Annotated in this window: 6 protein-coding genes; all 6 read left to right on the forward strand. The window is 58.5% G+C overall.

Going from position 1 to position 7,815, the window contains the following annotated elements; translation table 11 throughout:
• Positions 1-148 precede the first annotated feature (148 nt).
• The 6 genes from PL597_RS24565 to PL597_RS24590 all read left to right on the forward strand — a co-directional run bounded on the left by PL597_RS24565 (position 149) and on the right by PL597_RS24590 (position 7,494).
• Positions 149-496, forward strand: a complete 348-nt coding sequence (locus PL597_RS24565) for a hypothetical protein (protein WP_271366482.1) — start codon at positions 149-151, stop codon at positions 494-496.
• A gap of 335 nt (positions 497-831) precedes the next feature.
• Entirely contained in the window at positions 832-1,287 is a 456-nt protein-coding gene (locus tag PL597_RS24570; protein WP_271366484.1) for a hypothetical protein, read from the forward strand.
• A gap of 268 nt (positions 1,288-1,555) precedes the next feature.
• A complete protein-coding gene (locus PL597_RS24575; RefSeq protein ID WP_271366486.1) occupies positions 1,556-2,413 on the forward strand; it encodes a hypothetical protein in 858 nt (285 codons plus the stop codon).
• A gap of 9 nt (positions 2,414-2,422) precedes the next feature.
• Complete coding sequence (locus tag PL597_RS24580) at positions 2,423-4,753, forward strand: Mu transposase C-terminal domain-containing protein (RefSeq protein ID WP_271366487.1); 2,331 nt, start codon at positions 2,423-2,425, stop codon at positions 4,751-4,753.
• Positions 4,754-4,763: 10 nt separating this feature from the next.
• Entirely contained in the window at positions 4,764-5,906 is a 1,143-nt protein-coding gene (locus PL597_RS24585) for an ATP-binding protein (RefSeq protein ID WP_271366490.1), read from the forward strand.
• Complete coding sequence (locus PL597_RS24590) at positions 5,875-7,494, forward strand: TniQ family protein (protein ID WP_271366491.1); 1,620 nt, start codon at positions 5,875-5,877, stop codon at positions 7,492-7,494. The genes PL597_RS24585 and PL597_RS24590 overlap by 32 nt, the downstream gene beginning before the upstream one ends.
• Positions 7,495-7,815: the final 321 nt, after the last annotated feature.

Genomic DNA, 7,815 nt, shown 5'->3' on the forward strand with positions numbered 1-7,815 from the left:
CACCAACGTGGAATAGATCCGCACGCGATCCTCCCTGAACTGACCTGCGCCGCGCGCGGCGTCTCTCCGAAGTTCAAGAAATGCCGCACTCCGGGCAACTCCGGAGATCGACGGCGCACGTCCGCACTTCACTAAGAAGGATACCCACATGAGCACTGCATCCGACGTCTCCATTCAGGTCTTGCCGACGGCTTTCACCAAGGCAGAGATCGAAATCCAGCGTGACTTTGCGCGCAAGTGCATCCGTGCGAAGCGCTTCGAAGACCTCTCGTCGCGTTACATGGCGATGAAAGCCGAATGCCATCGCCGCGGGCTGCGTGCATGCGATTTTCAGACGTTCCGCAACGCGGTCCGCCTCACGCGCCTTGGCACGTCTTGCCGCGTCAACTTGCTCAAATCCTGCCTGCCTATGCAGGAGTACTATTTCGGTCTGGCGACCGAAACCGCGCTCGTCCATGAGCACGACAGTTTTCTGAATCTTTGGCGTCGTCGTTGATTGGGGAGCCAGAACAGGATGACCATCAAAACCAGCTCGATGCGCACCCGAAAACCCGCTGTCATGGACAAGGGTCTGCTCCAAGTGCTCCCCGTAGAAGTGGACGAGTTCGCCCTCGATCTTGTCCTCCTTCTCAAGAGGGCGGGAGTGTGGGAGCCGCTCCCAAAGAGACAAACGCCATCACCTGAAGTGGCTAGCACCACGCCACGTCATCGTCGTGCGCTGCAAACCCCACCTGCCCGGCGCTGTCCGATCGCCGGCAACTGGCGCGGCAACGACCGAGTACGGCAGTCGACCGAAACGGTCTGCAATCCACTCCAAAACGAGGAAGCCACATGCTCCATGAACAAATGACGACCTACTTCACGACTCTGGCCGACTTCCATCCCGCCGTGCTCCGGTGGTCAGGCCATATTCTGCAGGAGCAGCCGATGCTCGCGACGACCTTCGCTGCTACGTTGAACGTAATCATTCAGCAGACCCAGTTGCTGGGAATCGACGATGAAACGGCCCACGAGCTTCTCATTTGCCTGATCGAACATGAAGCAGGTCCGGCCCTGCGCCGGCTGGGGATCAGCTTGCCCATCCCCTCTCGCGACCTGTTCTCAACCTTGGCGCACTCGTTTCGTGAAGATGACGAAATCGCAAAAGTCATGCTTCGAGAGCCGTTGATGGTGGAGAAGGGTCCCGTCGGCGTCATGCGCAGGTCGCTTTGGGCCGAAGGCTTGAGGGAGCCGGAGGTATCACTGAGACTCGCCGGACTCCAGGCGATTGAGCCGCAAATACACTGAGCTGGCGGCTCGAAACCGCTACCTGGTCAGCGTCACCACGCCAAACGGGCGCCGTCCAGCATTTCGAAAGCGATGCCGAGGTGCACGCTTTCCGGAAAGTATTACCCGCGAGCCGGGGCCATCGCCTCTCCGACGGTCGTCGACGGGAGATCCTCACCCCATGACACCGCGCGGGCCGCCCCGGCCCTAGCACACCCTTCACCAGATAGCCCTCGCTCGGCCGCGCAGCGCGGCCGGCATCGCACACCTGCGTTCAACGGAGCCTTCAATGACCCGCGTCAGACAACTTATCCGCTTCATGAAAGAGCTGGAATCCGGCCACGACCGGACCCAAATCCCGCTTCCTTCCGAGACCGTCTTCCTCAAGCCGGACAATCCGCTTATCTCGGGACGGATCCGGCCCTTCCCGATCGATGTCCACGATGAGGAGGAGAACTATGCCGACCTCGTCAGCCTCCCATGGCTTTGGATGCCGACCGAGGAGCCGACGCCCACCCGATGGTACCCGGCCAGAACGAAGGGCCATTCCCGCGGCACCATTACCAATCCGAAGACACGCTCGGCAATCAGCTACGCCAGTACATACGAGATGAACCTCGCCTACATGCTCTGTGCCTCCAAGCATGTCGCCAAGGTCGAGGATCAGCCCGAAGCCATCATCGTCCCCCGCGACGACGGTGACAAACAACACACCGTCGACTTCCGGGCGACGATGGCGGGCAATGGCTACCGGATCGTCGTCGGTGTTCGACCATCCTGGCAGCTAGACAAGGACGACCTCCGTCACACGATCGAACGGATCAACTCCGGCTCGCTCGCGGGCTTCGCCGACGAGGCGATCATCCTGACCGAACGGGAGATCACCAACGACCGCGGGTGGAACGCAAAGAGCATCCTTCGTGCGCTCAAGGGATCGGTCGCCAACGACAATGCCCGCCTGGCGAACCACGCCTCGAAATTCGACGGAACCGTGTCGCTCATGACGCTGACCAGCATCTTCGATGACTCCGCGGCCGCTTGGAACGCCGTCTGGTGCCTGATCCACGACGAGATCCTACTGCCCAGCCGTCCCGACCTCAAGCTGGTGGATGCCCCCTTCGTCGCCTTCAACCACAACGCCGCCTGAAAGGAAAAAATGGAAACCAAACTTCCCGCCCTCCTCTCACTACAGCACGGTGCCGTGCTGCCGGTGTTCAACCGCCTTCCCGTCAAGGCCCGCGTTCGTGATCGCGGCATCGACTATTGTGTCCTGTACTGCGACCGAAACGGTGCCGCGCTCCAGCGCATGGACGAGACCCAGGCGACAGTGACATTCAGCCAGGTCGACATCACGGAGGCACTCAACCGTCCGGGCAATCCGATGACGATCGAGAAGGACTTCTACGCCGAAACGAAGGCGCGCGCCCGGTTGAAAGGTGCAGACAAACTCAGCGGTATGAACCCGAGCGATCAGGAAACGGTCCTCAAAAGAGAATACTTCGTTCGGTCCTTCTACGAGATGCGGGCCGACTACAGGAAAAAGTGCAGACTTGCGCGCATGGATGGGATGCCGCTTCCGCCTCGCGTCAGCAAGTCACGCGACTCCCTTTTGCGGGTGATCCCGCTCATTTCTCTGAAATGGCGCGCACACCAGTTGGCGAGCTCGCCGAAGGCGACTTACCGCACAAAGGAGAAGACCGTCACCCTCGTCGAACCGACCCCGTCCACATTGAAGAACTGGATGCAGACAATGGAAGAAAACGACTTCGATCCGGTCTTTCTCCGGAACCAGTATCGCGACGAGCGCCAGGAGTATTTCACAGCGGACGAGCTCATTCACCTGAACGCTGCGATCGCCGCCGCCTGCTCGCGTACCGATCCCGACCTCGCAAGAATCCATGCCGACATGGTTACCGCCATGGAGGCGGAAAACAAAACGCGCGGTGCCGGCGACCAACTCAGGATTCCGTGCGAGAGCACGCTGCGCAATCGGTATGCAGATCTCCCCGAGATGAAGCGCGACCTTGCACACGACGGCAAGGAAGCCGCCAAGCGCAAATGGCAACCCGAGCACGGCGGCATCGACGTCGTCCGGGCGGGCGAGCGCGTGGAAGTCGATGATCACGAAACCGACCTCCACACAGTACTGGCGATGATCGGTGTCTGGAAAACGATGTCGAAGACCGAGCGCGCCAAGGTCAAGCGGATCCGATTGTGGATCTCGGCGGGGATCGATGTGGCCAGCAGAGGCCTGACAGCGCTCTACGTCAGTGCTCGTCCGCCGTCTAACAAATCGGCAATGACAGTCCTGGAAATGTCAACCCGCGACAAGACTGATATCGCGCGCCGTCTCGGATGCTCAACCGCATGGATTCAGGGTGGCACTATCGAGACTATCGCAGTCGATAGCGCAGCGTACTTTGCCAACCGCTCGTTTCGGATCGCGGTGAACGACATGGGCACTGACTTGTTCCTGCCACCCGCCGGGGAAGCACCCTGGCGAGGCTTCATCGAGCGCTGGTTCCGAACCCTCTCGCACCAGATGTTCAACTATTTCAACGGACGCACGTGGGGTTCGTCTGTCGAAAAGGGCGACTACGACTCCGAAGCCGAGGCAGACATGATTGCTGATCAGGTTGCCGAGTGCCTGCTTCGGTGGGCCATCGACGGGTACCACAACGCGCCGCATTCCGAACTGAACGGCTCCACGCCGCAGAACCGTTGGCTGGAACTCAGCCGAGACTACGGCGTGATGCCCGGCCCGACAGGAGCGCTTCGTACGCATCTTTTTGGAGCGCACATCAAGCGTACCATCTCGAAAAAGGGCATCCGGAGCGCTGGCTTGCAGTTCCAGAGCAAGGAACTTCAGAAGATTCGCCGAAGGGTCGGCAAAACTCCGGTGATTGCCCGCATCAACAATCACAACCTGGGCAGCCTCTCCGTATGGACCGAGGACGGCTGGATCGAAGTGCCTTGCGTCCATCGGGATCTGGAGGGTGTAAGCATCTGGCAGTGGCTGGCGGCAACTGAGAAGCTCCGTTTGTTTAATGCCGAAAATGCCAAAGTATCCCGCAGCACTCTCCAGGCAACCTTCCTCTGGCTCAAAAACCAGGCGGAAATGGCTCGCCTTGAATCCGGCCTGCTCAGCCCCGTGTTAGCCGACGAGGACTACCAGCGCTTCGAGAAGAGCATGGACCGCACATTCGACGTCGTCGAGAGACCGTTCGAAGGTGAATTGCGTCCAGAGGGTGAATGGCACCCGTCCAACGAGCTGTTCGCGGCTCTCGGCATTCACCCCGTTGTCTACGCCGCAAAGAAAAAGACGGCAAAGGCAGCTCGGGAAGAAGCCGACGCAGGCGGACGTCCGCAGCTCGGCACCATGCCCATGCAGCACGAGCAGGAGGCACATGCCCACGAGCCGAACGGGCCCTTAGACGACGAGACAACGATCGTTCGCCGCATCACCACCAACATCTTTGAAAACTAGGAAGATACTCATGGAAATGTTTGACAAGAACCTCGACGCAAAGCGCAGTCAGGCAGCCATCGATCACGTCCGTGGGCTGATCGGAGACAACCGTGCAGCCATCGCAGACCGGATCGCGGAACTGTACGATCACTACGTGATCCTCGATCGCGACGTGCCCCTGCGAGCTGCTTTGATGTCGTCGGTTGCAAGCGTTCTCACCCCTATCACCGGGAGGCCTGACAAGCGGAGGATCGTGGCCGTCACCGGGCGTTCCGGCGCAGGAAAGACCACGGCGCTGATGAAGCATATCGGGAGCATTCCTGCGATGCAGTCCTACGTGGACGACGACGGCGTTATGATCCACCCCGTCATCCTTGTCGATGCTCCGTCACCGTGTACGCCTCGCCTGCTGGCTATCTCATGCCTCGAAGCGCTCGGTCATGCGCCTCCGGAAGGCATCAAGGAGAATCAGGCCTGGCTGCTGTTTCGCCGGCTGTTGAAAGTTCACAAGGTCATGTGGGTGTTCATCGACGAGGCCCAGAACGCTATCGAGACTGCCTCTCTCCGCGAGGCAACCGTTATCGGCGACGCATTCAAGTCGCTGACCCAGATGCCGGATTGGCCTGTGAGACTGATCCTTGCAGGCGTGGCACCCCTGGCAAGCTTCCTCGCGCGAAAGCAGCTCTACAATCGCCGCACCGTCGTTCCCTTCGACACCCTCGACGCAGACGGTACGACGGACCTTGTGAAAAGCATTCTGGAGACGATTGTGCAGGAACACGCTCGCATGGAAATCCGGATCAAGCTTGATGACACTGTCGAAGAGGTCGACGAGGAAACGACCAAAACGCGGCACAGGGAAAAGGGCACGTTCCTCAAGCGATTGATGCACGCCTGTGATGCCGAATTCGGGTCCGTGGTCCAGATGATCCGGGCGGCCGTCGAGTTAGCCATCTATGCAGATCGTGACTGTGTCACGATCGATGACTTTGCGAAGACCTACGCCTCCTTCTCAGGTTGCCGGCCTAGCAAGAACATCTTCACCGCCGCCAACTGGGAGGAACTCGACCCCGCAACCGCGCTGCTCCGCGACGACGATCGGGTCTGGGAAGCCGAAAGGCTGAGGTCCAAGGGAAAGAATGCAACCCGGTACGGAGTTCGCCCACAATGAGCAGACTTGCCGAATTGCTTCCCTTCCACGCTGGCCACGAAACCGTCGCCAGCTATTTCTCGCGACTTGCGGCGGCATGTGGCTACGAAAACGCCGCGCCTTCGCTTTCCACCTTCAACTGCAGTTCCAAGGCATCGTTGCCGGACGAGAGAAGGATTTGGAGACCTTCGCCGCAGTTCTGGATATGCCGAAATCGTCGCTCTCTACGGGGGTTATCCTCGGAGACAAGTACATCTATCAAATCTCAGGTCAGGTGCTCAGCCGGCATGAGATGCAAAGGCTTCGGTTTCGTTTTTGCCCCTTTTGCGTGAGCGAAGACGAACATCGCTGCGGCGGTCGGCGAGGTTTTCGGGCATACGGACGCCTGCATTGGCACGTTTCCGTTATCCGCACCTGCAAGCGGCACGGCGTTCGGCTCGTCTCGAGTGCCGAACTCGCGAGATCGCCGTTCCAGCACGACTTTGCGGCCAACCTTGCTGCGGAATCTTCCAGGATTCCAGGACTCATGGCGTCTGCTGAAGCTGCAGAACCGGACAATCTTCAGACATATGTCGAGAAGAGGTTGAAAGGCGACAGGTCCGGGGCCGACTGGCTTGACTCCCTGCCGCTATATGTCGCTATCCGCCTTTGTGAAATTGTGGGCGCATCTCTGTTGCACGGAAACCTGTTCCGCTCATCGGGATTCGGCGACCGGGAATGGTCAACGAGCAGCGGTGCTGGATACGATCTTCTTAAAGAAGGGGAACCTGCATTCCGCCAATACCTGGAGGCTCAAATGAATGATTTTCACCGCGGGAAAGGTTCCGGCGGTGAGCGATCCATCTTCGGTCGTCTTTATCTAACCCTTGCCCATCGGACGACCGAAGCTGCATTTGACCCGATCCGAGATATTATGCGCGATGTGGCTATTCACAATCTCCCGCTCGGACCCGGGGATGAATTCTTCGGGCCGATCACTTCCAGAAAGTTCCACACGATCCACTCTGCCTCAAAAGCCCACGGTATTCCGTTCGAGCGCCTCAACAAACTCGTGCTGGACGCAGGATTACTCCCCAGTGGAGCAAGCGGTAGAGACAGAAATCTCGTCGAAGCCCAAGCCGTCGACCGACTTGTCACGGAAATGGCTGCAACATTTAATCAGAAAGAGGTCATTGCTAAACTTGGGGTCACGCGCAAATTAGGCCGGCAGCTCGTCAACGGCGGCCTTTTGAAGCCATCCTTCAAAGTGAAGCAACGACCCGGCGCCAGGATTATTCCTCGATACCCGGCCGAGCAAGTTACCAGTCTACTAGCGAACCTTCGATCCGTTGCAAACTGCACGGACATGAATGAGCTCCACGATTTACATACTTCGATCAAGCGTTGCGGATGCACGTTCATCGAGGCAATCAATTTGATCCGCTCTGAAAAACTCTCAAAAGTTGGCTGGGACGAAAGTGAAATCGGACTTGCAACTCTTCGAGTAGATCCAATCGAAATGCGGATTCTGATGATGCGTCAAAACTCGATCATTTCGGATCGGCAGAGCAAGCGTTCAATGGTGGGACCTCAGCCGCATGGCAGTCCCAATCGGCAATTGTTACTGTAGGCATCGAGACAATTTACGCGAATTCAAGCCGGGTTTCATCCCGGCTTTTCTTTCGGTTCATGCCATTGGCCAATTTCGGCATCCTGGGTGGCCAAAAGTACTTGTGCTTTGAGGTTCGTGGGTTCAAGTATCAAAGGGTTGGAGCGGGAGTGGCCAGTATTCGGTTACATTTCTCACTGATCATCCGGACCAAACCTTGAAAGGCAGCGCATGGCGCTGCCTCAGACTGCTGACAAACCCCTGGCGTGAGCTGGGGGTTTATGATTCATTGGGACATGTTGAAGAAACCTGCTCCTGAACAGACCGCTCTCGAGATGGTGA

It is taken from the genome of Agrobacterium sp. ST15.13.013 (assembly GCF_027956525.1).
Lineage (GTDB): Bacteria > Pseudomonadota > Alphaproteobacteria > Rhizobiales > Rhizobiaceae > Agrobacterium > Agrobacterium salinitolerans.

Bases quoted from the DNA above. Each gene is read 5' to 3' on its own strand.
- PL597_RS24565 (WP_271366482.1), top strand. From the start codon at position 149: ATGAGCACTGCATCCGACGTCTCCATTCAGGTCTTGCCGACGGCTTTC.
- PL597_RS24570 (WP_271366484.1), top strand. From the start codon at position 832: ATGCTCCATGAACAAATGACGACCTACTTCACGACTCTGGCCGACTTC.
- PL597_RS24575 (WP_271366486.1), top strand. From the start codon at position 1,556: ATGACCCGCGTCAGACAACTTATCCGCTTCATGAAAGAGCTGGAATCC.
- PL597_RS24580 (WP_271366487.1), top strand. From the start codon at position 2,423: ATGGAAACCAAACTTCCCGCCCTCCTCTCACTACAGCACGGTGCCGTG.
- PL597_RS24585 (WP_271366490.1), top strand. From the start codon at position 4,764: ATGGAAATGTTTGACAAGAACCTCGACGCAAAGCGCAGTCAGGCAGCC.
- PL597_RS24590 (WP_271366491.1), top strand. From the start codon at position 5,875: ATGCAACCCGGTACGGAGTTCGCCCACAATGAGCAGACTTGCCGAATT.